The organism is Actinoplanes sp. NPDC051537 (assembly GCF_055586105.1).
The window spans coordinates 320,177-342,908 of sequence record NZ_JBVJIU010000009.1 but is presented as its reverse complement, the minus strand read 5'-3'; the positions used below and the strand labels follow the sequence as shown (position 1 = coordinate 342,908).

The window sequence follows — 22,732 nt, the reverse complement described above, 5'->3', positions numbered from 1 at the left end:
CCGTCATTTGGTGGCGTCGACCGCGGCCAGGATCATCTTGGTGACGTCGTCCGGCCGGGTGATGAGCGTCAGGTGGCCGGCGGTGACCCGGGTGATGCGGGCGCCGGCCCGGCTCGACATCTTCTCCTGCAGGGCGAGCGGGATCACGTTGTCCTGGGTCCCGATCAGCGACCAGGACGGGATCGTCTTCCACGCCGGCGGGCCGGAGACCTCGGTGAACTGGTTCAGGGCGGCGGGCCGCTGGCCGGCGTGCAGAACCCGCGCGTCCTTCTCCTCGACCCCGTTGGCGAAGCAGTCGACGTAGCCCGGGTACGGACCGTTCGGCTCCCAGCGCAGGTAGAGGTCGACGCCGCCGTCGTACGGCACCGGGTTGAAGCCGGCCTCGGTCACGTACGAGCCCGAGGTCCCGACCAGCACGCCCGCGGACTCGCCCTCGTCGGGCAGGAACGCGTCGATGTAGACCAGAGCCTTGACGTTCGGGTTGCCGGTGGCCGCGTTGGTGATGACGATCCCGCCGTAGGAGTGCGCGACCAGGACGATCGGGCCGGAGATCGTCTGCAGATAGCTCTTGAGGTACGCGCCGTCGACGACCGGTCCGCGCAGCAGGTTGGGCGGAGCGAGCACCTGGTGGCCCTCCGCCTCGAGCCGCTCGATCACGGCGGTCCAGGACGAGGCGTCGGCCCAGTCGCCGTGCACGAGAACGATGGTCGGGCGCTGTTCGGTGGACATCGGAACCCCCTTCGGGAAAATGTTGTCCCGATCAGGGTCGCGAGGATCCGGCGGCGTCGAGTCCGCCGGCACGCCAGCGTGGTCGCCAGCCACGCCCGCCGGTCAGTCCCGGAGCGTGGCCAGCTGGTCGGCGAAGCGGGCGATGGCCTGGCGATAGAGCGAGGCCGCCCAGCTCACCCGGGCCACCCCGAGCTCGGCCAGCTCGGCCGGCGACGACGTCTGCGGCAGCCGGATCACGTTCACCGGCCCGTCGACCTCGGCGGTGAACCGGCGCAGCGCGGTCGGCTCCCACAGGCCGATCGGGTAGACGCAGTCGGCCCCGGCCTCGAGGTAGGCGCCCGCGCGGCGCACCGCCTCGGGAAGAAGCTCGCCCTGGACCTCGGGGCCGGCCCCGGCGAGGTGCGGACCGAGGAAGACGTCGACCCGGGCGTTGATCACGAGCCGGTAGTCGTCCTCGGCCGCGGCCCGCCGAACGGCCCGGAGCCAGTCCACCTGCCGTTCGACATCCCGCACCCGGCCGGCGGCGTGGTCGGTGTCCTCGAGGTTGCAGCCCGCGGCCCCGGCCGCCCGCAGGGCGGCCACCAGCTCGGCCGGTTCCAGGCCGTAGCCCGCCTCGGCGTCGACGGTCACCGGCACGTCGACGCCGCGGGCGACCCGCGCGGCCGCACCGAGCATCTCGGCGACGGGCGCGCCCTGGTGATCGTCGTACCCGAGCGCGGCCGCCACGCCGGCGCTGGTGGTCGCGACCACGGGAAACCCGGCGGCCACCACCGCCCGCGCCGTGGCCACATCCCAGGCGTTCGGAAGCAGAAGAGGGTCGCCCGGACGATGCAGCGACCGCAGGCGATCGCAGCGGTTCCGAAGCTCGGTGAACTGCAAGGCCGTCATACGTCGATTCTGCCGCCCTGGCCCGCCGGGGGCGATGGCCGCCGGAACTTGCGGAAGAACTGCCACATGAGCCGGTTGGCGCTGATCTCCTGGGTGACCGTGCCGTTGCCGTTGTCGACCGGGGTGCCGGGCCAGGTGTGCCCGCCGTCGGCGATCGCCTAGAGCACGACATCGGCGCCGCGGTGGCAGCGGGTGGACGAGATCTTCGTGACGTTCGGGCTGACGGTGGCGGTGCGCGGGCCGGACCGGCATCCGTTGATCTCCGCCCACCGGTGCAGGGCGGCCGGCACCGGATAGCCCCAGTACTCGGATCCGCCGCCGAGGTACGGGTGTCTCATGCGAAGGCTCCGAGTTCGGCTCGAGTGGGTGGTGCGGCGCCGGCGCGGGCGACCGTCAGGGCCGCCACGAGCGCTGCGTGCGAGAGGACGTCGCGGATCCGGTCGGCGGTGATCGCCCGCAGCCGGGGGCGGCCGGCCGGGCCGAGAAGGTCGCGCAGCGCGTCGAGCAGGCCGGACATGAACGCGTCGCCGGCGCCGACGGTGTCGACGACGCCGACCGTCACCGGCGGGACCGTCACGTGCGCGCCGGCGGTGACCGCGAAGGCGCCTTTCTCGCCCCGCGTCACGCAGACCATGGCCGGTCCCCGGCGCCATCAGCGCGGCGACCGAGCCGGTGTGCAGGTGCCCGGCGGCCACGTCCGGCGCCACGGCACCCGGCCAGCGCGGCCAGTCGACGGCGAAGTCGTATCGCGCCGAGCCGTCGGGCCGGATCTCGGCGATCGCCCGCGAGCTCGTCCCCGCGATCGGCGCCGGCAGGGTGACGCCCGCGCCGGTGAGGTGGTCGCGCAGCAGGGCGCCGGCCGGGTCGGCGCCGAGGTGGGTCCACAGGGCGGTGTCGTGGCCGAGCCGGGCCAGGCCGACGGCGACGTTGGCGGGGCTGCCGCCGGGCAGTTCGCGCCGGGACGGCGAACAGATGACGTCGAGGATCGTCTCGCCGACGACCAGGAACCGGCTCATCGCAGCGCGCCGTTCGCGCACGCGGCGGCGAGGCCGGGGGCGAGCGGGGCCCGGGGGATCAGCGTGGCCTGCACGGCGTGGTAGAGATCGGGCTTGCCCGGCCACGTCGACGCGGCCGGCCGGTTGACCGGGTCGAGCTCGTGCCACCACGAGCCCCGGTCCCGATCCTGGAAGTGCTCCCGTACGTACGCCGACCAGGTTGTGAACCACAATGCGTAGGCCGCCTCGCCGGTGCGTGAGTGCAACGCGGCGGCCGCGGCGATCGCCTCGGCCGCGACCCAGTGCATCCGCTGACGCACCACCGGTTTTCCGTCCCAATCGGTGGTGTAGACGAATCCGGGCGCGCCGTCGACCGCCCAGCCATCGGCGACGGCCCGGTCGAACAGGGCCTTCGCGGCGGGCAGAAGCGAATCCGTGCCGAGGGCGGCCTCGAGGTGGAGGATCAGGCGGGACCATTCCAGCGCGTGGCCGACCGTCGCGCCGTACGGCTTGAACGGGTCGCGCGGCCGCTCGCGGTGATAGTCTAGGCGGGGGTTCCACCGGGCGTCGAAGTGCTCCGGCAGCCGCCACCCGTGGAGCCGGCCCCAGCCGACCGTCCGCTCGGTGACGCTCAGCGCGCGGCGCAGGCATTCCTTGTCCCCGGTCGCGTCGAACGCCGCCAGCATCGCCTCGACCGCATGCATGTTGGCGTTCAGCCCGCGGTAGTCGTCGAGGCGGCGCCACTCGGTGTCCCAGGCGTCGGCGAACATCCCCTCCTCGTCGTCCCAGAAGCGCCGCACGAGGGTGTCCATCGCCTCGGTGAGGAGTTCCCGCGCGCCCGGACGGCCGGCGAGCGTGCCGGATGCCGCGGCGAGGACGACGAAGGCGTGGTCGTAACCGGACTTGCCCGCGGCCGGGCGTCCCTCGCGGTCGACCGAGGGAAACCAGCCGCCATGGCGGCCATCGTGCAGAACCCCGGCGAGACCGGCCAGGGCCGCGTCGGCGAGCGGTCCACTTTCCGGTACGCCGAGCAGGTCGCCGAGGCTGTAGGCGTGCGCCATCCGCGCGGTGATCCAGGTGTGCACCGGACCGTCGAGATCGGGCGTTCCGTCCGCCCCCAGCCACGCCGCGCCGCCGAGCGGATGGGGGAACCGGCGGCCGAAATCGAGCAGGCGCCCGGTTTCGAGCGAGAGCCAGCCGTGGTCGAGCGTCATGGAGGTCCGTCCGTTCTTTTCCTTGTTCAGCGCGTGCTGTCGCGCTCGACGATGTGGGCCTTCGGGGCCTCGCTCTTCCCGGCGGGCGCCTCGCCGTGCATCGCGCCGAGCATGGCGTCGGCGGCGATCTCGCCGATCCGGCCGACGTCGTGGCTCATGGCGGACAGAGCCGGGACGGACAGCTGGCACTGCGCCGAGTCGTCCCAGGCGACGACCGAGATGTCGCCGGGAACGGTCAGGCCGAGACTCCGGATCGCGGTCAGGCCGCCCAGCGCCATCACGTCGTTGTCGTAGACGATCGCGGTCGGCCGGGGCCGCCGGGCCAGCAATTGCGCGGTGCCGGCCAGGCCGGACTCGTGCGAGTAGTCGCCCTCGAGACTGGTGAAGCTCAGCGCGCGGCCGGCCGCCTCGGCCTCGAAGCCGCCGCAGCGCAGTTGCGTGTGGGCGAACACCCGCGGCCCGCTGACGTGCCCGAGCGCGATGTGCCCGCGATCGGCCAGGAATCCGGCCACCTCACGGGCGAAGCCGGCGTCGTCGGTCCAGACGGCGGGCAGCCCGGCGGCGATCGACGGGTCACCCATCACCACGGCGGGGAGGCCCAGCTCGCGTACGAGATCAACGCGGTTGTCGCCCGGCGCGAGGTCCACCAGGATGACGCCGCCCACCCGCTTTTCCGCCGCCCATTGCCGGTAGGTGGCGCTTTCCGCCGCCCGGTCCGTGACGACCTTGACCAGCACCGAGATCCCGGCCGGCGTGAGCACGCGCTCGAGTCCCTCGATGAACCCGTGGTAGTAGGGCTCCTCGCCGAGCACCCGGGAGGCCCGGGCCAGCACGAGACCGACACGCCGTGTCACTGTCGTTTCCTCAGGTTGGTTGATGGCCCGGCGTTTGCCACTTGCCGCCGGGCCATCGCCGTTTCCACTAGAAGTTGATCTCGCCCTGGTTGTAGACCCGCGGCAGGAAGTACGCGTTCTGGATCTCGGCGTTGCTGTTGTTGCCGCGCAACTGCTCCGACCAGATCATGAAGTACGTCCATTTAGGCTGGCTGTCGAGCAGGGCGCCGGTGGGAACCTTGCCCATCTCGGCGATCGCGATCGGCTTGCTTCCCGCGATCGACTGGATCTGCGAGTAGTCGCCGCTCGACGGATAGTTCTTGTACCAGGCGTCGAGCGTGACGACGTCGACGTAGTTGCTGCCCGGGTAGTAGTTCGCCCAGCCGCCGGCCGGGTTGTCCTGCACGTTCCACACCCAGATCAGGTTGTCCAGGCCCTGGCTGGTGAAGTAGTCGCGCATCTGCTGGTAGAGCTTCAACGACCCGTTGGCGCCGGGCCGGTGGCCCCACCAGTTCCAGCTCTCGTTCATCTCGTGGAAGGGCCGCCAGAGCACCGGGATGCCGGCATCCTTGAGCTGCTTGAGGTACGGGACGACGGTCGCCATCCGGCTGCGCCAGGTGTTGCTGAGCGCCGTGCCGCCCGTGACGATCTGCTGGAACTGCGCGTCGCTGATGCTGGTCTTGACCCCACCGTCGAAGTTGCAGGACGCCCCGACCGTGGGCGAGCAGGCGTGCCAGGTGAGCGCGACCAGCGAGCCGTTGGCCCATTCGGTCTTGGCCTGGTTGATGACGCTCTGCCGGTTGGCGATGTCGTTCGACGTGAACATCATGTCGCCGCCCCAGAGGCCCGGCCACTGCCCGGTGACGTCGTGGACCTGCTTGGTGTACTGCCCGGGCGAGGTGGCGGGTTCCTTGTTGTGCTGACCGCTGACGATGTGGTTCCCGGTGATCGTCTTCAGGTAGTTGATCACCGTGCTCTTGGGCGTCGCGGCAAAGGCGTCCGCGGGGCTGGTGATCGTGATGGCGGCGACGGCCGCAATGGCGGCGACGAGTGTCGCTGTCAGGGCGGATAGGGGGAAGCGGGGGACTTTCATGGGGGAGTGTCCTCCTTCGGGGTGGGGTTTAGGGACCCCGTGCGATGCCTCATGTTCGAGCCCATGTTTCGTGCGTGTCAATAGTTACATTAATAATTTAAGGATGCGGAGGTGCTGGATGGTGGGTGGGGGAAGTCGCTCTGTGTCGGCTCGGGATGGGCTCGAGGTCGGCTGAGGGTCCCCGTTGCGATCCGGTCGCCGTCCTCCATCTCCGTCCTCGTCTCCGCTCCGTCCCCGTCCCTGTCCCCGTCCCTGTCCCCGTCCCGTCTCCGTCCCCGTCCCTGTCCCGTCTTCGTCCCCACCCCGGCACTGGGTGGGGATGAGTTAGCCAGCCGGGTCCGACAGTTTCCGGGCGTCATCCACAGGGCGGGCTGGATGCAGCCGAAAGGCGAGCGGGGGAGCGAGCGGCAGGCGAGCAATAGGCGAGCGGCAGGGTGGCGCTGCGGCGGGTGGCAGGGCGGCAGGGCGGCGGGTGGGAGCGAGCGGCGGGCGCGGCAGGGCGGCAGGGCGGCGGGTGGGAGCGAGCGGGAGCGCGGCAGGGCGCCATGGCGGCGGGCGAGAGCGAGCGGGAGCGCGGCACGGCGGCAGGCGGGAGCGAGGGAGTGGGCGACAGGGTGGCACGGCGGCAGGCGGGCGGGAGGGAGCGGTTGGGAGGCAGGCGGTAGGTCGGACCGAGGAACCTTCCCCACCCCGTGCACTGGGTGGGGACGACTCAACCGCCCGGGTCTGACACTTTCTCGGCGTCGTCCACAGGGACGGCCGGAAGGCAGGTGGCCGGGCGGAGGGCGGAAGAAAGGTGGCCGGGCGGAAGAAAGGTGGCCGGGTGGAGGGCAGGTAGCCGGGCGGAGGGAGGAGGCGAGCTGAGGGCGCCCGGCCAGGATGGAGGCAGGCGGCCGGGCGGGACGCAATTGGCCTGGCGACCGGCAGCCCGAAGGCGCCCGGGAACCGCCCCCTCAATCACCCACCCCCGGCGTATGCCCCGGCGCAACGGAGGCCTGCACCACCAAAGCCGCAGCCCCAATACTGGCCGCATCCCGGGGCTGGGCCGAAAGCTCAACCACAACCCCATGACGGTGCCGAGAATGGGCCGTACTGTCCAAACAGGCGCGCACCCGGCGGGCGAAGATCGAGCCGGCCCGGGCGACCCCCGGGCCGGTCAGGACGAGGCGGCCCAGATCCAGCAGGTTCACCATCGACGTGGCGGCCACGCTCAACCTCTCCGCCGCCTCGTCCAGCACCTGATAAGCCGAAACATCGCCGTTTACCGCGGCTCTGGCTATCGCGTCGTACGCGCTCGGCTCGCTGCCGTCCAGGGGCAGGCGGGCGGCCAGCGCGCGGTCGTCGCGGGCCTCGGCGACTATGGCGCGCATCGATGAGTACTGCTCCACGCAACCCCGGTTGCCGCACCAGCAGGGGCGGCCGTCGTGGTCGATGGAGACGTGGCCCAGCTCGCCGGCGCCGAAGCTTGTGCCTCGGAACAAGGCGCCGCCGAAGACCAGGCCGGCGCCTATGCCGGTGGACAGATAGATGCAGCCGAACGCCTGCTCGCGGGAGACCCGGCGGCTCCAGAACTCGCCCAGCGCGGCCGCCGCCGAGTCGTTCTCGACCAGCACCGGCACGCCGAGCCGGGCCTCCAGCGACGCCCGGTCCTCGCCCAGGTCGGTGCCGGTGCCGGCGGGTGAGACGACGGCCAGCCCTTCGATGCGGTCGCGAGGCAGGTCCAGCCCGGCCGTGAACTCCAGGAACTGCGCGCCCAGGTCCGGCCGCCGGGGCACCACCTCGCGGCCGACCACGCCGCCGGTCAGGTCGATCGCCACGCACGTCAGCGTGTCGGGGCCGAGGTGGAAGCCGACGCCGAAGCGGTTGGCGGCGCTGATCGCGATGAGCTTGCGCCGGCGGCCCAGCACCGAGTCGCTGGAGCCGATCTCGTGGATGATCCCGTCGGCGATGAGGTCGCGGACGATGTTCGAGATCGACGGCTGGGTGAGGCCGGTCAGCTCGGCGAGCTCGACGCGGCTGATGGTCACCGAGGACCGGATGACGTCCACGACGAGGGCGCGGCTCCCGGGCCCGGCCGCGGGCGCTTCTCGACGTGCCACAGGATCTCCAAACGGTAGGACCCCTGTCTACCAGGAACAACGCGGCTAAGACAAAAAATAAATTAGTAATCTAATCTTGACAGCGTTGTCACACCCGTCCCATGCTGGGCGCCTCAAAGCGAGAACCTCGAGCCCACTGGACGGACACCAGCATGATCAATAGACGGCACTTCCTCGGTCTCGGCGCCGCCGCCACGCTCGCCCTCGTCGCCGGCTGCACCGGTGGCGCCGGGAGCGACGACACCACCTCGACCGGCGACTTCTCGGGCGACGTCAAGGGCACGATCACGGTCCTGACCAACCGGACCGATCTGGTCAACACCACGCTTCCGGCGTACGCGAAGAAGTTCGAAGCGAAATACCCGGGCACCACGGTTCAGTTCCAGGGCGTGACCAACTACGAGGGTGACGTCACGACGCAGCTCAGCGGCGGCGATTACGGCGACGTGCTGCTGATCCCGAACAGCGTGGCCCGCGACGAGCTCGGTCAGTTCTTCGAGCCGCTCGGCACCCTCGACGATCTCAAGAAGAAGTACCGCTTCACCGACGAGAAGTCCTACGACGGCCAGGTCTACGGCCTGTCCCTGGGCGGCATCGCCAAGGGCCTGGTCGTCAACAAGAAGGTCTGGGCGCAGGCCGGGGTCACCGCGCCGCCGAAGACGCCGGAGGAGTTCATCGCCGGCCTCCAGGCGATCAAGAAGCTCGGCGTGACCCCGTACTACACGAACTACAAGGACGGCTGGCCGCTCAGCGAGTTCAACAACCAGCGCGGCATCCTCGCCAAGCCGGACATCAACAACACGTTCCCCGAGGACGCGTCGCCGTGGCAGGCGGGCAAGGTCCAGGCGATCACCGACGGCCTGCTGTTCGACATCGTGCACGACGGTCTCAGCGAGAAGGACCCGCTGACGACCAACTGGGAGAACTCCAAGCCGATGATCGCCACCGGCAAGACCGCGGCGATGCTGCTCGGCTCGTGGGCGGTGCCGCAGATGCAGGACGCGGCCAAGACCGCCGGCGCCGACCCGGCCGACATCGCGCTCTGGCCGTTCCCGTACCAGGTGGACGGCAAGTTCCACACCCAGATCACCGGTGACTACGCGGCCGCGGTCAGCAAGAACTCGAAGAACAAGGCCACCGCCAAGGCCTGGCTCGACTGGTTCGTCAACGAGTCCGGCTTCGCGACCGACCAGCAGGCGATCCCGACCCCGGTCAGCGCCCCGATGCCCCAGGTGATCCAGGACTTCCAGAGCGCCGGCGTCGAGCTGCTCGACCTGCCCGCCGCCACCACGAACAGCGGCAAGGAAGACCTGATCATCAAGGAGTCCGAGATCGACCTGACCGGCAACATCTACCGGCAGAAGCTGGTCGACATCGCCCGCGGCGCGGCCAAGGGAAGCAAGGACTCGTACTTCGCCGACCTCGACAAGAAGTGGGGCGCCGCGCAGTCCAAGGTCATGAAGTGACCAGTCAGGTCCTGGAGGGAACCCGGTCCGCGGTCAAGGCGGACCGGGAGCCCCGGCGAAGGAAGCACAGCCCCTGGCTCTACCTGGCGCCGGCGCTCATCCTGCTGATCACCTTCACGTACGTGCCGGTCGGCAACATGATCTGGTACAGCTTCCACAGCTGGGACGGTCTGCGGCCGACGATGGAGCCGGCCGGGCTCGACAACTACGCCCGGGTCTTCACCGACGAGCAGTACTGGCGGGTCTTCCTGGTCAGCCTCTACTACCTCGGGGCGTCGTTCGTGCAGATCGCGATCGCCCTCTACTTCGCGGTCGTCCTGAGCTTCAGCACCCGGTTCCGCAACCTGTTCAAGGGCATCCTCTTCTTCCCGTACCTCCTCAATGGTGTTGCCGTCGGTTTCGTCTTTCTGTACTTCTTCCAGCCCGGCGGCACGCTGGACACCATCCTCGGCGGCCACACCCCGCTCTGGCTGGGCGATCCCGGCATCGCCAACTTCTCGCTGGCGGGCACCTCGGTGTGGCGGTTCACCGGGCTCACGTTCGTGCTGTTCCTCGGCGCGATCCAGTCCATCCCGGGCGAGATCTACGAGGCGGCCGAGATCGACGGCGCGAACCGCTGGCACCAGTTCCGGCACATCATCGCGCCCGGCATCCGGCGGATCATCAGTCTCTCGTTCATCCTGGCCATCTCCGGCAGCCTGTCGGCCTTCGAGATCCCGTTCATCATGACCGGCGGCGCCAACGGCACCACGACGTTCGTCGTCCAGGCGTACCAGACCGCCTTCGGTTTCCGGAAGATCGGCCTCGCCTCGGCGATGGCCGTGGTCCTGCTCGCCATCGTCCTGCTCGTCACGTGGATCCAGCGCCGGCTGGTGCCGGACGAGGAGGTGACCCTCTCATGAGCAAAAGCGGCAAGATGAGCCAGTTCGGCAAGTACGCCTCCCTGGTGCTCGCCTCGCTGGTGGTGATCGTCCCGCTGGTGGTGGTGCTGTTCGCCTCGCTGAAGACGCATGCGGAGTACGGCAGCACCGGCCCGCTCACCCCGCCCCGGAACTGGTTCAACTTCCACAACTTCGCGACCGCGTGGACGAACGGTCACATGCTGCGCGGGTTCGTCAACACCACGATCATCCTGGTGATCTCGCTGGCCGGGACCATCGCGGTGGGCACCCTCGCCGCGTACGCCATCAGCCGTTTCGCCTTTCCGTTCAAACGCCTGGTGCTGGGGCTCTTCCTGGTGGCGGCGCTCGTGCCCGGCGTGACCACCCAGGTGGCGACCTACCAGATCGTCAAGTCGATGGGCCTGGTCGACACCCTCGGGTCGGCCATCGTGCTGTTCCTGGGCACCGACATCGTGTCCATCTACATCTTCATCCAGTTCATCCAGTCGATCCCGCGCAGTCTCGACGAGGCCGCCGTGATCGACGGCGCGTCCCGGTTCACCGTCTACCGCAAGGTGATCCTGCCGCTGATGAAGCCGGCCATCGCCACCGTCGTGATCATCAAGGGCATCGCCATCTACAACGAGTTCTACATCCCGTTCCTCTACCTGCGCTCGCCCGACCTGAACGTCATCTCGACCGCGCTGTTCCGCTTCAAGGGGCCGTACGGCGCGCAGTGGGAGACGATCGCGGCCTGCACGATGATCGTGATCATTCCGACCGTCGTGGTCTTCCTGCTGCTGCAGCGCTTCATCTACAACGGCGTCACCGCCGGTGCCACGAAATGAGAAGGGAAGCGCGCATGCTGCACGCGAAAAACCTCGGCGGCGTCTGGGATCTGCGAGCGGACACAGTGGACCCGCTGCCGGGAACCGTGCCGGGATGCGTCCACGTCGACCTGCTCAACGAGGGCCGGCTGCCGGACCCGTTCCTCGACGAGAACGAGAAGGCGGTCGCCTGGGTCGGGCGCACCGACTGGGAGTACAGCCGGGAAATCGGCTGGGACGGGCCCGCGCACGACCGGATCGACCTGGTCTTCGAGGGCCTCGACACGGTGGCGTCGATCGCGCTGGGCGGGGTCGCTTTCGGCACGACTCGCAACATGCACCGAAGCTTCCGGTACGACGTGACGGCGCTCGCCGGCGCGGACCCACAGCGGCTCAGCGTGCTGTTCACGTCCGCGTACACCGAGGCGGAACGCGTACGTGATCTGCTCGGTCCGCGGCCCAACGCGTACCCGGAGCCGTTCAACTTCATCCGCAAGATGGCCTGCTCGTTCGGCTGGGACTGGGGCCCTACGCTGGTCACCGCCGGCATCTGGCGGCCGGTGCGGCTGGAGGGCTGGAGCACGGCCCGGCTGGCCACCGTCCGTCCACTCGCGACGTTCGACGGCGCCGGCCGGCTCGACCTGACCGTCGACGTGGAGCGCACCCGCGACCGTGACCTGCGCGCCCGCGTGCTGCTCGACGAGATGCCGATCGCGGAGATCGAGCTGCCGGGCGGCGTCACCTCTCACCGACAGAGCGTGGCTGTCGGCGACGTGACGCCCTGGAACCCGCGCGGCCACGGCGAGGCGACGCTGTACGAGCTGACCGTCGAGCTTCTCGACGGCGACGAGGTGCTCGACCGCTGGCAGCGGCGCACCGGCTTCCGCACGGTCGAGCTCGACCGTACCGGCGGCGGTTTCGTCTTCCGGGTCAACGGCTCCCCGGTGCTGGTGAAGGGCGTCAACTGGATCCCGGACGACATCTTCCCGGCCCGGATGACCCGCGCGCGCTACGAGCACCGGCTGCGCGAGGCCGCCGACGCCGGCGTCAACCTGATCCGGGTCTGGGGCGGCGGCATCTACGAGGACCGCGACTTCTACGAGGTCTGCGACGAGCTCGGCCTGATGGTGTGGCAGGACTTCCTGTTCGCCTGCGCCGACTATCCCGAGGAGGAGCCGCTCTTCTCGGAGGTGGTGGCCGAGGCCCGGGAGAACGTGACCCGCCTCGCCCCGCACCCAAGCCTCATCACCTGGAACGGCAACAACGAGAACCTGTGGCTGCATGAGGCCATGGGCTGGGGCGGCGACCATTCCTGGGGCGAGAAGTACTACCTGGAAACGTTGCCGTCGATCGTCGCCGAGCTCGACCCCACCCGTCCCTACCAGGCCGGCAGCCCCTGGCCGGGCCGCACCGACCTGCCCCCGAACGACCCGGACCACGGCACGTTCCACTCGTGGGAGGTGTGGAACCGGGAGGACTACCTGAACTACCGCGACACCGCGCCGCGGTTCGTCGCCGAGTTCGGCTGGCAGGCGCCCCCGGCCTGGACCACGCTGCGCGAGGCGGTCTCCGACGAGCCCCTGCTTCCGGACTCGCCCGGCGTCCTGCACCACCAGAAGGCCGAGGACGGCAACGGCAAGCTGGCCCGTGGCCTCGCCCCGCATTTCGGCTCTTCCGCCAAGGGTGTCGAGGCCTGGCACTACCTCACCCAGCTCAACCAGGTGCGGGCGATCCGCACCGGCGTCGAGCACTGGCGCTCACATTGGCCGCACACCGGCGGCACGATTCTGTGGCAGCTCAACGACCTGTGGCCGGTGACCTCGTGGGCGGCCATCGACGGCGCCGGCCGGCACAAGCCGCTCTACTTCGCCCTGAAGGAGCTGCACGCCGATCGCGCGCTGACCATCCAGCCCCGCGACGGCGGCCCGGTCGTGGCCGTGCTCAACGACCACCCGGCCGAATGGACCGGGCCGCTGCTGGTCGAACGGCAGGACAGCGGCGGCGCCGTCCTGGCCACCGCCACCCAGTGGATCACCGTGCCCGCGCGGTCGGTGACGCTGGTGCCGGTGCCGGCCGCGGTGGCCAGGTTCGGCGATCCCACTTCCGAACTACTCGTCAGCCGGTTCGGCGACGTCCGCGCCCTGTGGTTCGCCGTGGAGGACCGGGAGTTCACCCACGACGATCCCGGCCTCACCGTCGACGTCCACACCGTCCCCGGCGGGCTCGACGTCCACGTGCAGGCGGTCGGCCTCGCCCGCGACATCCTGCTGCAGCCCGACCGCATCCACCCCGAGGCGGTCGCCGACCGGGGTTTCGTCACCCTGCTGGCCGGCGAGTCCGCCGTGTTCCACGTCCGCGCGCCCCTCGACCTCGACCCGGCGTCCGTCAAGGCGCCCTGGGTCCTCACCAACCTCTCGGCGGTGTTGTGATGAACTTTCGACGGTTACTCGGTGCGGCGCTCGCCGTCACCGTCATGACGACCGGGATCGCCGGCCCCGCGGCCGCGACTCCGAGTTCCTTCGTGCAGCGGGCCGGCTCCCGGCTGGTCCTCGACGGCAAGCAGTTCCGCTTCGCCGGGACGAACATCTACTGGCTCGGCCTCGACGAGAACGTCGGCGGCGTCGACTACCCGACGTACTTCCGCATCCGCGATGCCCTCGACACGGCCAAGTCCCTGGGCATGACGGTCGTGCGCAGCCACATGCTCGTGTCGACCGGCAGCGCCAAGACGTTGCTGCCGTCGAAGGAGGCGGGCTTCAACGACGAGGCGTTCCGGACCATCGACTACGCCATCGCGTACGCCGGGAAACTGGGTCTCCGCCTTGTTCTTCCGCTGACCGACAACTGGGCCTACTACCACGGCGGACATGCGGACTTCACCGGCGCGTACGGGTTGCCCGAGTCCGCTTTCTACACCGATCCCCGGGTGATCGCCGACTACCAGGCGTACGTCGCCCACGTCATGCGCCACGTCAACGCCTTCACCGGCAGGCGCCTGGTCGACGACCCGACCGTGATGGCGTGGGAGCTCGGCAACGAGCTCGAGGGCATGACGCCGGACTGGATCAACGCCAACGCCAAGCTGTTCTCGGACTGGGCGCCGCGCCAGCTGATCGCCGCCGGCCGCCGGTTCGACATCGACCCGGACACGCTGGCCGCCCCCGACGTGGACATCGTCGACGTCCACTACTACCCGCCGACCGCCGCGAAGGTCGAGGCCGACGCGGCAACCGTCGCCGCGGCGAGCAAGGCCTACATCGCCGGCGAGTACGCGTCGACGTCCGCGAACGCCGCGTTCTTCCAGCCGCTGATCGGCGACCAGAACGTCACCGGGATGCTGTCGTGGTCACTGTTCGGGCACAACGACCGGTACGGCTACGTCCAGCACGACGACGGCTTCACGTTCCACTATCCCGACGCCGCGGCGCAGGCGGCGTACGCGAAGGCGCTCGGGGGGAAGCCGGCGACCCGGCCGGCCGGCACCCCGCTGATCACCGCGATCGCCAAGGCGGGCGGCTTCAACGTCCTGCAGTGGCGCGGCGCCGCCGGGGCCGACGGCTACCGGGTCGAGCGGCGGACCTCGTACGGCGGCTGGCGGCCGGCCCACGACGGGCTGCTCACCGACGACGACACGCCCTGGCCGGACCGCGCGGTGACCGGCGACGCCTGGTATCGCGTCGTCGCCTTCACCCACGGCAAGCCGGGCACGGTGTCGGAGCCGCAGTATGTCGGCGGCGCCGAGACCGCGGTGACCGACCCGGCGTCCGGCGGCTCGGCCAACCTGGAGACGCGCCCCGATGCCACCTACCCGGCCGACGCCGGCACCGCGTGGGTGAGCTGGAACGTTCCCGGGGCGAGGCGGGCCGCGTTCGAGGTCGTGGGGCCCGGCCGCCCGGAGCTGACGGTGCAGGTGTCGGACGACGGCGCGACGTGGCGGACGGTCCGGTCGCGGGTCGACGGGCACGGTCCGTACACGATCACGGCTTCGACGCCGGCCGGCCACGTGCGCCTGGTCTGGCCCCGGCAGTCGCGGGCCGGCCTCGCCCGGACCACGTTCTGGGCCACCGACCCGGCGCCGGCCGCCCACCGGCCCGGGGCGTTCGCCGTTACCTCGCCGGCCACCGGCGCCACCGGAGTCATCGGGCCGCAGTCCTTCTCCTGGCAGCCGTCCACCGGCGTCGGTTACTACACGCTCACCGTCTCGCGGAACGCGAACCTGACCGACCCGGTGATCAGCGTGACCACCACCGGCACCAGCTACGCCCTCGCGCAGGGCCTCGACGCGGGCACCACCTGGCACTGGAGGGTGCGGGCCACCAACGCGGCGGGCAGCACGACCACGCCGCTCGCGAGCTTCGAGACGAGGGCCCGGCCGACGGCGGCAACGACGATCGACGACTTCGAGGGGTACGCCGACGGCGGCGCGCTGGTCGCGGCCTATCCCCGGAACACCGGGGGCGACGTCATCACCCCCTCGCTGATCGCCGCGGGCACGGGCCACGCCATGCGGCTCGACGTGACCCCGGGAACGGCCGGCTACGCGGGCGTCAGCCGGACCTTCGCCGCCCCGATCGACCTGTGGGGACAGGCCGGCATCGAGCTGGCGCTGGACCGTTCCGGCACCACCGGCAGCATCTCGATCCAGTTCGTCGCGAACGGGCTGTACTGGGAGGCCACCCTTCCGGCCGGCACCCCGTCCGGGGTCGTGCGGGTGCCGTTCTCGTCCTTCGCCCAGCCGTCCTGGGCGACGGTGGGGCCGCTCGACCTGCAGCACTTCACGCAGCTGTCGTTCTACATCGGCGGGAGCGGCGCGAGCCGGCTCGTGGTCGACGACGTGAGGGCGGTCCCCGTGATTCAGTGAGAGGCGACGCCGGCGGTGTGGCCGGGGGAGATCGACGCCTGGACGGCCAGGGCCGCGGCGCCGATGCCGGCCGCGTCGCGCGGTTGCGCGGACAACTCGACGACGACCTCGTGCCGATGCCGGGCGTGGGCCGTCCGGGCGAGGTGTCCGCGCAGCCGGCGGGCGTAGATCGAGCCGGCGACGGCGACGGCCGGCCCGGTGAGGACGACGCGGCCGAGGTCGAGCAGGTTCACCATCGACGTCACCGCCACGCTGAGCCGCTGGGCGGCCTCGTCGACCACGGCGAAGGCGGCCGGGTCGCCACCGACCGCAGCGCGGGCGATCGCGTCGTACGCGCTCGCCTCGCTGCCGCCGAGCGGAAGGCGCGCGGCCAGCGCCGGATCCTCCCGGGCCGCGGCCACGATCGCCCGCAGCGACGCGTATCGCTCGACGCAGCCCCGGTTGCCGCACGGGCAGGGCCGCCCGTCGTAGTGGATGGACAGGTGGCCCAGCTCGCCCGCGTCGAAGCTCGCGCCGCGGAACAGCGCGCCGCCGAAGACCAGGCCGGCGCCGATCCCGGAGTTCAGGTAGACGCTGCCGAAGGACTGCTCGCGGGAGACCCGCCGGCTCCAGAACTCGCCGAGGGCGGCGGCCGCCGCGTCGTTCTCGACCAGCACCGGGATCTTCAACCGCTCGGCCAGGGCGGCGCGGACCGCGGGCAGGTCGGGGCCGTCCGACTCGTGGCCCGGGCGGGCCGTCGGCGCCACGATGGTCAGGCCCTCGATCCGGTCGCGCGGCAGGTCGAGGCCGCCGGTGAAGTCGTCGAACCGGGCGGCGAGCTGGTCGGGCAGGTCGGTGCCGTCGAGCGGGACGACCTCGCGGCCGACCACCCCGCCGGTGAGGTCGATGGCCACGCAGGTGACCGACTCCGGCCCGAGCTGGAACCCGAGCCCGAACCGGTTGGCCGGGTTGATCGCGATCAGCTTGCGCGGCTTGCCCCGGGCCGAGTCGGCCGACCCGGTCTCGTGGATGACACCGTCGGCGATCAGGTCACGCACGATGTTGGAGATCGACGGCTGGGTGAGACCGGTCCGCTCGGCGAGCTCGACCCGGCTGATGGTGACGGCCGACCGAACCACATCCACGATCAGGGCGCGACTGCCCGGCCCGGCAGCTGGCGTTTCTCGACGTGCCATGGCCGTACGGTATCGCCTGGCCGGCGGAGCCGTTTCGTCATGCCCTCAGGAACGTCAGCACGGCGAGGACGCGGCGGTGCTCGCGGTCGTGCGGCATGAGATTCAGCTTGGTGAAGATCGCGGTGACGTGCGCTTCCACCGTCTTGACCGCGAGGTGGAGGTCGGCGGCCACCGCCGCGTTGGACAGGCCCTGGGCCATGAGCGCGAGCACGGCGCGTTCCCGCCCGGTCAGCGCGTCGAGCGGGTCGCGCTCCCGGCGCCGGGCCACCAGCCGGGCGACCAGCTCGGGATCGAGGACCGTCTCGCCCCGGGCCACCCGGCGCACGTCGCTCCCGAACGCGGTCAGATCCGAGACGCGGTCCTTGAGCAGGTAGCCGACGCCACCGTCGAAGTCGGTCATCAGGCGCAGCGCGTGATGGACCTCGACGTACTGCGACAGCAGCATCAGCCCGACCCCGGGCGCGAGCCGCCGGATGGCGGTGGCGGTGTCGATGCCCTCGGATGCGAAGCCCGGCGGCATGCGCAGGTCGATCACCGCGACGTCGGGCGGGTCGGCCCGGACCAGATCGAGCAGCGCCGTCCCGTCGCTCGTCTGGCCGGTGACGGTGAAGCCGGTCTCGGTGAGAATCCGGGCCATGCCCTCGCGGAAGAGCACGGCGTCGTCGGCCAGCATCACCCGCACGGGATCACCGCCCGCAGCCGGGTGCCGGCCGGCCCCTCGTCGATGTGCAGGCGCGCGTCCAGCGTGGCGAGCCGATCGGCCAGGCTCTCCAGGCCGCCGCCGGGCGTCACCGTGGCGCCGCCGCAGCCGTCGTCGCCGACCTCCACGACCAGCTCCGCATCGGTGAGCTGGGCCCGAACGGTGACCAGCCCGGCCCCGGCGTGCTTGGCGGCATTGGTCAGCCCCTCGCTGATCACGAAGTAGGCCGTCGCCTCGACCTCGGCCGGCAGCCGCCGGCCGACGGCCACGGTGAGCCGGACCGGCAGCGGCGAACGGTCGGCCAGGAAGCCGACCGCGGCCTCGAGGCCGTCCTGGGTGAGCACGGACGGATGCAGACCGCGGGCCATCTCGCGCAGCTCGGCGGTGGCCTCCAGCAGCCCCGCTCGGACGGCGTCCGCCTGGGCCGCCAGCTCCGCCGAGCCGGTGGCGTGGGCCTGCCGCACCACCGCGCCCAGCTCCAGGGCCACGGTCACCAGCCGCTGCTGCGCCCCATCGTGCAGGTCACGCTCCAGCCGCCGGCGGGCCGCGTCGCCCGCCGCGACCAGTCGCTGGGCGGCCGCCCGCAGCTCGAGGACCAGGCCCGCCTGAGCGGCCAGGTCGGCGGCCAGGCTCCGCTCGGCGCCGGACAGCGCGTCACCCGGAGCCTTCGTCACCGTGATGACGCCCAGCAGGCGGCCGTCGTGCCGGACCGCCACGGTGGCCGGGTCGGCGAGCCGCGGGACATCGCTCGCCCGCGCGGCGGCGGGCCAGGCCGACACGGCGCGCAGGGCGTCCGGGGGACCGGCCCACAACACCACCTCCCGGGCGCCGACGGCGTCGGCCACCGTGGCGCAGATGCCGTCGAGCAGCAGCCCGGCCGGCCCGGCGAGGTGCGCGGACAGGCGGGCCAGGGCCTCGTACGGCGTGGGCCGGCGCCCGTACACCAGCCGGTCGGCCAGCCGCTGCACGCGCCGGCGCACCGGCTCGAAGGCGACGGCCACGAGCGCGGTGGCGACCAGCGACAGCAGCGTGCTGGAACCGCGGACGAGCTGGCCCGCGCCGACCACGACGGCGGCGTAGCCGACCGTCACCACGGCCGCCATCACGCCGACCACCAGGGACTTGTTGATGACCGGATCGATGTCGTAGAGCCGGTACTTCAGGATCGCCGCGCCGGCCGCGGCCGCCACCAGCGGGACGGTCAGCGTGCCGGCCAGCGGGGAGCCGAACAGGACCAGGCCGAGGACCATGACCACGGCCGACACCGTCACGGCGAACAGGAACCACCGCAGCTGGCGACTCTCGTCGCCGCGGGCCCGGCGGAACCGGACGGCGACGCACACCGCCGCCGTCAGCTGGAACAGCAGATAGGCGACCGGGCGGCAGACCTGATAGACCGCCTCCGCCGCGGCCGAGCCCGGCACCTGCAGCGGATGCGGCGCGACCAGGCCGGTCCGCGCGTATTCGACCGGCCACAGCGCCGACATCAGGGTGAGGACCGACCCGATCGCCGCGAGGATCCCGGCGACCCATCGCCATCCGGCCGAGGGGAGCCGGCCGTCGGGGAAGCCCATCACCGTCACCCCGGCGAGCACCAGGACGAGCGGCAACGGCCAGACACCCAGCCACCCGATCCACGACGCCCCCGGCAGCGGTCCCGGATGCAGGCCGTACTGGCGGCCCGCGAACATCACCGCGTGCGCCGTGCCGGTGGCCACGAACAGCAGGCCCTCGCGGTGGCCGGGCCGGCGGCGGACGACGTACAGCCCGACCGCGGTGAACGAGACCGCGATGAGCGCGTTGTGGAGATTGCCGACATGAAAACCGAGCGCGAACCCGCCGGCGACCATCGCGGCAGTTGCCGCGCCGGCCGCCCGACCAGCCGTTGCGCTCCGGACCACGCTTGTATGGTGCCAGCGCGCCGGCCTCATGTGATCAGGGTTAACCCGGCAATGTCGGCGGGCTGACCCGGATGCCCCGGGCGGCGGCGGGAGGCGAGGGTACCGGAAACATCCCACCCGGAGGCTTCCATGACCACACCGTCCGGCACCCCGATCGACCGGCTGCTCACCGCGTCACTCGTCGTCGCCCCCGTGCTCTACCTGATCGCCGACGGCCTCTACGCGGCCCGCGGCTGGGCCGATCCGAGCGCCGCGGTCGTGCACGTGCTCGCGAGCATCGCGTACACCTTTGTCCTGCTCTGGGTCGTGCAGCGCAGCACCGGCTACTTCGCCGCCGTCCTCCTCGTCGTCGGCGTCATCGGCGTGGCCGGCAGCGTCGCGTACGGGTTCAACACGATCCACGTGTCGCTCGGCGACACCGACCTGGTCGACGCCGGGGGCGCCGCGGTGCTCATCAAGCCGCTCGGCCTGTGCTTTCCGCTGATGCTGCTGCTGTGCGCGGTCGCGATTCGCCGGCCAGGCCCGCAGTGGGCCGCGGCCGCCGTCGCCGTGGCCGCCCTGGCCTGGCCGGTCGCCCACATCGCCAACATCGCCTGGCTGGCGGTCGCGGTGAACGTCGCGCTCGTCGCCGGGTTCGCCGGCGTGGCCGGCCTCCGCGCCGTCAGCCCTGCGGGCCGCCACGCATGAGGCCGGCACGCCGTCAGTAGCCCAGCTCGCGCCAGACCGCCGCGGCCCGGGGGTGCAGGGGCACGTCGAGCGGCGTGGCCGGGGAGTCGGCGACCATGCGGGCCAGCGGCATCGGCGCCTGGTGGACCGGGCCCAGGTCCCAGACCAGGTGGTCCTTGGCGGCGTCGAGGCCGCGGCAGAACTGCTCGACCACCGGGTCGGGCGTGTCGGTGCGGCAGAAGATCGGCCAGCCGCTGTAGTCGACCGTCGGGACGTCGGCCGGCAGCGACGGGTACCGGGACTTGGCGATGACGCCGCGGCGGAAGCCCTGCTGTTCCAGGACTTGCAGGTGTTCGTCGTCCAGGGGGAGCAGGGAGGCGCCGGCGTCGGCGAGGGCGTCGGCCCACAGGACGACGCCCTCCTCGAAGATGGCGTCGATCTCGCCGGACGCGAGCCGGCCGATCCGGTCGGTGTCGCCGCGCATCGGCATCGGCTGGTCGTAGCGCACGCTGCCGCCCCACGACGTGATGTCGGCGAGGCCGAAGCCGTACGCCCGCAGCACCACGTCCACCGAGATGCTCGTCGCGGCGTCGAGCGAGCCCCGCACCGACACCTTCAGCGGGTAGCGCGCGGCCGCGATGTCGGCGAGGCTCGCGAAGCCGAGGCGGTCGGCGACCGCGAAGCCGAGCTGGTCGTCGTGCGGCAGCACCGCGATCGTCGCGACGTCGCGCGGGCGGTCGTAGGCGCCCCGGCCCAGCCGCGCCATGTTCAGCAACGCGACCGGGTTGAGGATCGCGATGTCCAGGCGCCGCTCGTGGATCTCGTCGATCGAGCGGGGATGGTTCGCGCCGTAGAAGGTGAACCGGGCCCCGGGGTCGGTGTGGCTCTCGAAGACCACGGAGACGGCCCGGAGCGGCCATTGTTTGCTGAGCATCATCTCGTGCGCGACGTCGAGCATGAGCAGCGGTCGGATGTTGAGCGGATCGATCGGCGGCAGGCCGGGAAGAATCACGATCGCACCTCCACCGCCGTGGATACCGTGCTCCGGCGAAGGCCGCAAGCCCGCAAGCCCCGCCTCAGAAGCCGAAGACGGGCAGCGCGGGCAGCGCCGGGCGGTCGAGCCACGCGGTGAGCAGGTCGTCGACCGGGGCGCGGGCGAAACGGCGGGCGTGCTCGCGGAACTCGGCGGTCGTCACCAGCCCGTGCTGGTGCTCGGCCACCCACGAGCGCAGCATCGCGAAGAACACCGGGTCGCCGACCTTCGTGCGCAGGGCGTGCAGGGCCAGCGCGCCGCGCTTGTAGACCGCCGGGTCGAACATGCGGTTCACGCCGGGGTCGGTGATGACGATGTTCGCCGGCTGCGTCGCCAGCCGGGCGTGCCACTGGGCGGCGTGGGCGTCCGTCGACGGGCCGCCGGACGCGGCCGACCACAGCCACTCGGCGTAGGTGGCGAAGCCCTCGTTGAGCCAGATGTGCCGCCAGTCGGCGACCGTGAGGCTGTTGCCGAACCACTGGTGCGCCAGCTCGTGGGCGAACAGCCGCTCGTGCGTACGGCGTCCGTCCAGGTGGTTGCGCCCGAAGATGGCCATGCCCTGGGCCTCGATCGGGTCGTCCAGGTCGTCGTCGGCGACCACCACGACGTACTCCCGGAACGGATAGGGCCCGAACAGCCCCTCCATCGCCGTCATGATCTCGCCGTGCCGGCCGAAGTCGTAGTTGAAGACCGGCAGGAGCCGGGACGGGACGGCGGCCCGCTGGGTCACCCCGCCCACCGCCAGGTCGACCAGCTCGTACCGCCCGACCTGCACGCTCATGAGGTACGGCGCGGTCGGCTCGTTCCGCTCGTAGACCCAGGTGCGGGTGCCGGCGCCCCGGCGCCGGGAGACCAGGTCGCCGGTGACCACCACCGTGTACGGCGCCGGCGCGGTCAGCGTGACCAGGAAGCTGGCCTTCTCGGCGGGCCGGTCGTTGCACGGGAACCAGGACGGCGCCCCGTTCGGCTGGCTGGCCACCAGCGCGCCGTCGGTCAGCTCGTCCCAGCCGATGTCGCCCCACCGTCCCGAGATGGGCACCGGCGTCCCGGCGTACCGGATCTCGGTCTGGAAGATCGCGCCGTGGCCGATCGGCCGCTCCGGCTTGATCCGCAGCTTGCCCGCCCGGTGGGTGAAGGTCGCCCGCCGCCCGTCCACCCGGACGTCCTGGACCCGGAACTGGCCGAGGTCGAGGCTGAACCGGGACAGCGACTGGACGGCCCGCGCGGTGATGACCGCCTTGCCGGCGAGCCGGTTGGTCATGACGCGGTAGTCGAGGTCCAGCTCGTAGTGCAGAGCCCGGTATCCGCCGTTTCCGTGCCGCGGGAGGTACGAATCGGCCGAGTGGTCCGCACCCGGTGGGGTCATGTGCC

At 71.5% G+C, this 22,732-nt stretch carries 19 protein-coding genes and 1 pseudogene; 6 read left to right on the top strand and 14 right to left on the bottom strand.

The window, feature by feature from the left end:
- Nucleotides 1-3: 3 nt before the first annotated feature.
- The 9 genes and pseudogenes from ACZ6TB_RS23980 to ACZ6TB_RS23940 form a co-directional block, all read right to left on the bottom strand.
- Nucleotides 4-729 carry an alpha/beta fold hydrolase gene (locus ACZ6TB_RS23980; protein ID WP_465557105.1) on the bottom strand — a complete coding sequence of 242 codons (726 nt, stop codon included), beginning with the start codon at nucleotides 727-729 and terminating at the stop codon, nucleotides 4-6.
- Nucleotides 730-831: 102 nt separating this feature from the next.
- Nucleotides 832-1,617, bottom strand: coding sequence for an isocitrate lyase/PEP mutase family protein (locus ACZ6TB_RS23975; RefSeq protein WP_465557104.1), 786 nt, complete (start codon nucleotides 1,615-1,617; stop codon nucleotides 832-834).
- A gap of 158 nt (nucleotides 1,618-1,775) precedes the next feature.
- Nucleotides 1,776-1,955: a hypothetical protein gene (locus tag ACZ6TB_RS23970; RefSeq protein WP_465557249.1), complete on the bottom strand. Its 180-nt coding sequence runs from the start codon at nucleotides 1,953-1,955 to the stop codon at nucleotides 1,776-1,778.
- Nucleotides 1,952-2,251, bottom strand: a complete 300-nt coding sequence (locus tag ACZ6TB_RS23965; protein WP_465557102.1) for a PfkB family carbohydrate kinase — start codon at nucleotides 2,249-2,251, stop codon at nucleotides 1,952-1,954. Before ACZ6TB_RS23965 ends, ACZ6TB_RS23970 begins: the two co-directional genes overlap by 4 nt.
- Before the next feature lie 193 nt (nucleotides 2,252-2,444).
- Nucleotides 2,445-2,633: pseudogene (locus tag ACZ6TB_RS23960) on the bottom strand (PfkB family carbohydrate kinase); the annotation flags it as partial.
- The gene (locus tag ACZ6TB_RS23955) at nucleotides 2,630-3,826 is read right to left on the bottom strand and encodes an AGE family epimerase/isomerase (RefSeq protein ID WP_465557100.1); all 1,197 of its coding nucleotides are present in this window, start codon (nucleotides 3,824-3,826) and stop codon (nucleotides 2,630-2,632) included. The gene ACZ6TB_RS23955 and the pseudogene ACZ6TB_RS23960, both read right to left, overlap by 4 nt.
- Before the next feature lie 26 nt (nucleotides 3,827-3,852).
- A complete protein-coding gene (locus tag ACZ6TB_RS23950) occupies nucleotides 3,853-4,680 on the bottom strand; it encodes a LacI family DNA-binding transcriptional regulator (RefSeq protein WP_465557098.1) in 828 nt (275 codons plus the stop codon).
- A 67-nt stretch (nucleotides 4,681-4,747) separates the two neighbouring features.
- A complete protein-coding gene (locus ACZ6TB_RS23945; RefSeq protein WP_465557096.1) occupies nucleotides 4,748-5,752 on the bottom strand; it encodes a glycosyl hydrolase in 1,005 nt (334 codons plus the stop codon).
- Between the two features lie 953 nt (nucleotides 5,753-6,705).
- The gene (locus ACZ6TB_RS23940; protein ID WP_465557094.1) at nucleotides 6,706-7,851 is read right to left on the bottom strand and encodes an ROK family transcriptional regulator; all 1,146 of its coding nucleotides are present in this window, start codon (nucleotides 7,849-7,851) and stop codon (nucleotides 6,706-6,708) included.
- Between the two features lie 152 nt (nucleotides 7,852-8,003).
- Here ACZ6TB_RS23940 and ACZ6TB_RS23935 point away from each other — a divergent pair, with 152 nt between their 5' ends.
- From ACZ6TB_RS23935 to ACZ6TB_RS23915, 5 genes are read left to right on the top strand one after another with little or no spacing between them, the layout of a single operon-like run.
- Nucleotides 8,004-9,317, top strand: a complete 1,314-nt coding sequence (locus ACZ6TB_RS23935; protein WP_465557092.1) for an ABC transporter substrate-binding protein — start codon at nucleotides 8,004-8,006, stop codon at nucleotides 9,315-9,317.
- The gene (locus tag ACZ6TB_RS23930) at nucleotides 9,314-10,219 is read left to right on the top strand and encodes a carbohydrate ABC transporter permease (RefSeq protein ID WP_465557090.1); all 906 of its coding nucleotides are present in this window, start codon (nucleotides 9,314-9,316) and stop codon (nucleotides 10,217-10,219) included. The genes ACZ6TB_RS23935 and ACZ6TB_RS23930 overlap by 4 nt, the downstream gene beginning before the upstream one ends.
- Nucleotides 10,216-11,046, top strand: a complete 831-nt coding sequence (locus ACZ6TB_RS23925; protein ID WP_465557088.1) for a carbohydrate ABC transporter permease — start codon at nucleotides 10,216-10,218, stop codon at nucleotides 11,044-11,046. Before ACZ6TB_RS23930 ends, ACZ6TB_RS23925 begins: the two co-directional genes overlap by 4 nt.
- A gap of 14 nt (nucleotides 11,047-11,060) precedes the next feature.
- The gene (locus tag ACZ6TB_RS23920) at nucleotides 11,061-13,454 is read left to right on the top strand and encodes a glycoside hydrolase family 2 protein (protein ID WP_465557086.1); all 2,394 of its coding nucleotides are present in this window, start codon (nucleotides 11,061-11,063) and stop codon (nucleotides 13,452-13,454) included.
- Complete coding sequence (locus tag ACZ6TB_RS23915) at nucleotides 13,454-15,886, top strand: hypothetical protein (RefSeq protein WP_465557083.1); 2,433 nt, start codon at nucleotides 13,454-13,456, stop codon at nucleotides 15,884-15,886. The genes ACZ6TB_RS23920 and ACZ6TB_RS23915 overlap by 1 nt, the downstream gene beginning before the upstream one ends.
- Here the strand turns inward: ACZ6TB_RS23915 and ACZ6TB_RS23910 are convergent.
- From ACZ6TB_RS23910 to ACZ6TB_RS23900, 3 genes are read right to left on the bottom strand one after another with little or no spacing between them, the layout of a single operon-like run.
- Complete coding sequence (locus ACZ6TB_RS23910) at nucleotides 15,880-17,061, bottom strand: ROK family transcriptional regulator (RefSeq protein ID WP_465557082.1); 1,182 nt, start codon at nucleotides 17,059-17,061, stop codon at nucleotides 15,880-15,882. The two genes, ACZ6TB_RS23915 and ACZ6TB_RS23910, sit on opposite strands and share 7 nt — an antisense overlap.
- A gap of 37 nt (nucleotides 17,062-17,098) precedes the next feature.
- Nucleotides 17,099-17,743, bottom strand: coding sequence for a response regulator (locus ACZ6TB_RS23905; protein ID WP_465557080.1), 645 nt, complete (start codon nucleotides 17,741-17,743; stop codon nucleotides 17,099-17,101).
- Nucleotides 17,734-19,662: a histidine kinase gene (locus ACZ6TB_RS23900; protein WP_465557078.1), complete on the bottom strand. Its 1,929-nt coding sequence runs from the start codon at nucleotides 19,660-19,662 to the stop codon at nucleotides 17,734-17,736. The genes ACZ6TB_RS23905 and ACZ6TB_RS23900 overlap by 10 nt, the downstream gene beginning before the upstream one ends.
- A gap of 129 nt (nucleotides 19,663-19,791) precedes the next feature.
- Between ACZ6TB_RS23900 and ACZ6TB_RS23895 the strand changes: the two genes are divergently transcribed.
- The gene (locus ACZ6TB_RS23895) at nucleotides 19,792-20,349 is read left to right on the top strand and encodes a hypothetical protein (RefSeq protein WP_465557076.1); all 558 of its coding nucleotides are present in this window, start codon (nucleotides 19,792-19,794) and stop codon (nucleotides 20,347-20,349) included.
- Between the two features lie 13 nt (nucleotides 20,350-20,362).
- Here the strand turns inward: ACZ6TB_RS23895 and ACZ6TB_RS23890 are convergent, their stop codons facing one another.
- Both ACZ6TB_RS23890 and ACZ6TB_RS23885 read right to left on the bottom strand, forming a co-directional pair.
- The gene (locus ACZ6TB_RS23890) at nucleotides 20,363-21,340 is read right to left on the bottom strand and encodes a TAXI family TRAP transporter solute-binding subunit (RefSeq protein ID WP_465557074.1); all 978 of its coding nucleotides are present in this window, start codon (nucleotides 21,338-21,340) and stop codon (nucleotides 20,363-20,365) included.
- Nucleotides 21,341-21,404: 64 nt separating this feature from the next.
- Nucleotides 21,405-22,727: a M1 family metallopeptidase gene (locus ACZ6TB_RS23885; protein ID WP_465557072.1), complete on the bottom strand. Its 1,323-nt coding sequence runs from the start codon at nucleotides 22,725-22,727 to the stop codon at nucleotides 21,405-21,407.
- Nucleotides 22,728-22,732 lie beyond the last annotated feature (5 nt).

Coding starts and splice junctions, on each gene's coding strand:
- ACZ6TB_RS23955 (WP_465557100.1), bottom strand. CDS start 3,826: ATGACGCTCGACCACGGCTGGCTCTCGCTCGAAACCGGGCGCCTGCTC.
- ACZ6TB_RS23910 (WP_465557082.1), bottom strand. CDS start 17,061: ATGGCACGTCGAGAAACGCCAGCTGCCGGGCCGGGCAGTCGCGCCCTG.
- ACZ6TB_RS23965 (WP_465557102.1), bottom strand. CDS start 2,251: ATGGTCTGCGTGACGCGGGGCGAGAAAGGCGCCTTCGCGGTCACCGCC.
- ACZ6TB_RS23885 (WP_465557072.1), bottom strand. CDS start 22,727: ATGACCCCACCGGGTGCGGACCACTCGGCCGATTCGTACCTCCCGCGG.
- ACZ6TB_RS23980 (WP_465557105.1), bottom strand. CDS start 729: ATGTCCACCGAACAGCGCCCGACCATCGTTCTCGTGCACGGCGACTGG.
- ACZ6TB_RS23945 (WP_465557096.1), bottom strand. CDS start 5,752: ATGAAAGTCCCCCGCTTCCCCCTATCCGCCCTGACAGCGACACTCGTC.
- ACZ6TB_RS23970 (WP_465557249.1), bottom strand. CDS start 1,955: ATGAGACACCCGTACCTCGGCGGCGGATCCGAGTACTGGGGCTATCCG.
- ACZ6TB_RS23920 (WP_465557086.1), top strand. CDS start 11,061: ATGCTGCACGCGAAAAACCTCGGCGGCGTCTGGGATCTGCGAGCGGAC.
- ACZ6TB_RS23975 (WP_465557104.1), bottom strand. CDS start 1,617: ATGACGGCCTTGCAGTTCACCGAGCTTCGGAACCGCTGCGATCGCCTG.
- ACZ6TB_RS23935 (WP_465557092.1), top strand. CDS start 8,004: ATGATCAATAGACGGCACTTCCTCGGTCTCGGCGCCGCCGCCACGCTC.
- ACZ6TB_RS23915 (WP_465557083.1), top strand. CDS start 13,454: ATGAACTTTCGACGGTTACTCGGTGCGGCGCTCGCCGTCACCGTCATG.
- ACZ6TB_RS23895 (WP_465557076.1), top strand. CDS start 19,792: ATGACCACACCGTCCGGCACCCCGATCGACCGGCTGCTCACCGCGTCA.
- ACZ6TB_RS23925 (WP_465557088.1), top strand. CDS start 10,216: ATGAGCAAAAGCGGCAAGATGAGCCAGTTCGGCAAGTACGCCTCCCTG.